Raw genomic sequence first — 2,900 nt, 5'->3', positions numbered from 1 at the left:
CGCTCATTGAATTCTGATTTTGTTCTTGTTACCAAGAACGAATTGACTGTGCTGAATAAACTATGTTTATTCCGTTGGTCACTCAGTTCAATTGAGACTCTAAATGTTTTGTTAGAACTCAATCTGTACGAGTGCCCACACAGATGATTGCTTCATATTTTTAAAGAACGTTGCGATGATTCAGCGCTTGGCTTCATCTCGCTAGGGGTGTGCATTCTAAGCATTCCCTATTTTTTGTCAACACTTAATTTCAAGTTTTTCTTGGTAAGAAAAAGCAAAGTTAAGTTTTACTCGACGCTGACCCGTTGTTGCTTTGCTTATTCAGCGTAGCGCTCCGTGTCAGTGGGCTCGCATTATAGGGCGGCGAACAAAAAGCGCAAGCGGTTTTTACAGAATTATTGAAGAAAAGTGATAAAAACAGACCGTTCGGATATTTATTAAGCTAAACCTCTTAAAATTTCAACTTTTATAACACTTTAACAACCGCCAGGTTAACGACAAGCCGTAGGTTGGAAAAGCGAAGCGCCTTCCAACAACTGTGCAAAAGTTTAATGACCAAGCTCGCAGTACTTAATTTCCTTTTGCGCAAGGTTAAATGATCCAGTTTATAGAACGCCGAGGGACTTAGTTTAGTAATTACAAAGGGACTTTTAGGCTAGCACTTGTGAGGGTTGCTTACTTCACCTTTCACAGAACTCTCTGTCGCCACTTCGTGGTCACAAAGATTCTGCACGCAAAAAAGCCCGACTCTTTCGAATCGGGCTTTCTATAATTAGGTGCCTGACAATGTTCTACTTTCACATGGCAACTGCCACACTATCATCGACGCTGTTTCGTTTCACTTCTGAGTTCGGCATGGGGTCAGGTGGGTCCAAAACGCTATTATTATCAAGCAAATTCTTTGCTTTAGTTTTTATTATTACTTATAAAATTAGGACCTGGCGATGTTCTACTTTCACATGGCAGCTGCCACACTATCATCGACGCTGTTTCGTTTCACTTCTGAGTTCGGCATGGGGTCAGGTGGTTCCAAAACGCTATAGTCACCAGGAAAACTGGAGCGTAAATCGGTTGTTCTAACCAATTTACTAAATCTGGAAAAATTCTGATAATTCGTAAAACGCTACTTTAGTAACACTAACTTCTAGCTCGTAAAACCACTTTGGCGTTGTATGGTTAAGCCTCACGGGTAATTAGTACTGGTTAGCTTAATGTATCACTACACTTCCACACCCAGCCTATCAACGTTGTAGTCTTCAACGGCCCTTCAGTTAACTTAAAGTTAAAGTGAGAACTCATCTCGAGGCTCGCTTCCCGCTTAGATGCTTTCAGCGGTTATCGATTCCGAACGTAGCTACCGGGCAATGCAATTGGCATCACAACCCGAACACCAGCGGTTCGTCCACTCCGGTCCTCTCGTACTAGGAGCAGCCCCTCTCAATTCTCAAACGCCCACGGCAGATAGGGACCGAACTGTCTCACGACGTTCTAAACCCAGCTCGCGTACCACTTTAAATGGCGAACAGCCATACCCTTGGGACCGACTTCAGCCCCAGGATGTGATGAGCCGACATCGAGGTGCCAAACACCGCCGTCGATATGAACTCTTGGGCGGTATCAGCCTGTTATCCCCGGAGTACCTTTTATCCGTTGAGCGATGGCCCTTCCATTCAGAACCACCGGATCACTATGACCTACTTTCGTACCTGCTCGACGTGTCTGTCTCGCAGTTAAGCTGGCTTCTACCATTACACTAACCGTACGATGTCCGACCGTACTTAGCCAACCTTCGTGCTCCTCCGTTACTCTTTGGGAGGAGACCGCCCCAGTCAAACTACCCACCAGGCACTGTCCTCAACCCCGATTAGGGGCCTAAGTTAGAACATCAACACTACAAGGGTGGTATTTCAAGGACGGCTCCACACAAACTAGCGTCTGCGCTTCAAAGCCTCCCACCTATCCTACACATGTAGGGTCAATGTTCAGTGCCAAGCTGTAGTAAAGGTTCACGGGGTCTTTCCGTCTAGCCGCGGGTACACAGCATCTTCACTGCGATTTCAATTTCACTGAGTCTCGGGTGGAGACAGCGTGGCCATGGTTACACCATTCGTGCAGGTCGGAACTTACCCGACAAGGAATTTCGCTACCTTAGGACCGTTATAGTTACGGCCGCCGTTTACCGGGGCTTCGATCAAGAGCTTCGACCTAAGTCTAACCCCATCAATTAACCTTCCGGCACCGGGCAGGTGTCACACCGTATACGTCATCTTACGATTTTGCACAGTGCTGTGTTTTTAATAAACAGTCCCAGCCACCTGGTCACTGCGGCTGACTTCAGCTCCAAGCGCGAAGCTCTTCACCTAATGTCAGCGTACCTTCTCCCGAAGTTACGGTACAATTTTGCCTAGTTCCTTCACCCGAGTTCTCTCAAGCGCCTTAGTATTCTCTACCTGACCACCTGTGTCGGTTTGGGGTACGATTCGAAATAATCTGAAGCTTAGAGGCTTTTCCTGGAAGTAGGGCATCAGTAACTTCACATCCGTAGATGCTCGTCTCGTGTCTCAGCCTTAAGAACCCGGATTTTCCTAAGTTCTCAGCCTACACACTTTCACATGGACAACCAACGCCATGCTTACTTAGCCTGCTCCGTCCCCCCATCGCAATTATTCCAAGTACGGGAATATTAACCCGTTTCCCATCGACTACGCTCTTCAGCCTCGCCTTAGGGGTCGACTTACCCTACCCTGATTAACATGGGATAGGAACCCTTGGTCTTCCGGCGGAGGAGTTTTTCACTCCTCTTATCGTTACTCATGTCAGCATTCGCACTTCTGATACGTCCAGCATACCTCCCGGTACACCTTCAACCGCTTACAGAACGCTCCCCTACCCCGCGAATA

At 47.1% G+C, this 2,900-nt stretch carries 3 rRNA genes; all 3 read right to left on the bottom strand.

The window, feature by feature from the left end:
- Positions 1-778: 778 nt before the first annotated feature.
- A 5S ribosomal RNA gene (gene rrf, locus BET10_RS04090) occupies positions 779-893 on the bottom strand.
- A 43-nt stretch (positions 894-936) separates the two neighbouring features.
- Positions 937-1,051: ribosomal RNA gene (gene rrf / locus BET10_RS04085) — 5S ribosomal RNA — on the bottom strand.
- 121 nt (positions 1,052-1,172) lie between these two features.
- A 23S ribosomal RNA gene (locus BET10_RS04080) occupies positions 1,173-2,900 on the bottom strand; the annotation flags it as partial.

Source organism: Pseudoalteromonas amylolytica, assembly GCF_001854605.1.
GTDB classification, from domain to species: Bacteria; Pseudomonadota; Gammaproteobacteria; order Enterobacterales; family Alteromonadaceae; genus Pseudoalteromonas; species Pseudoalteromonas amylolytica.
Note: the sequence above shows the minus strand (reverse complement) of the source record. Positions and strands in the feature narration are given on the sequence as shown.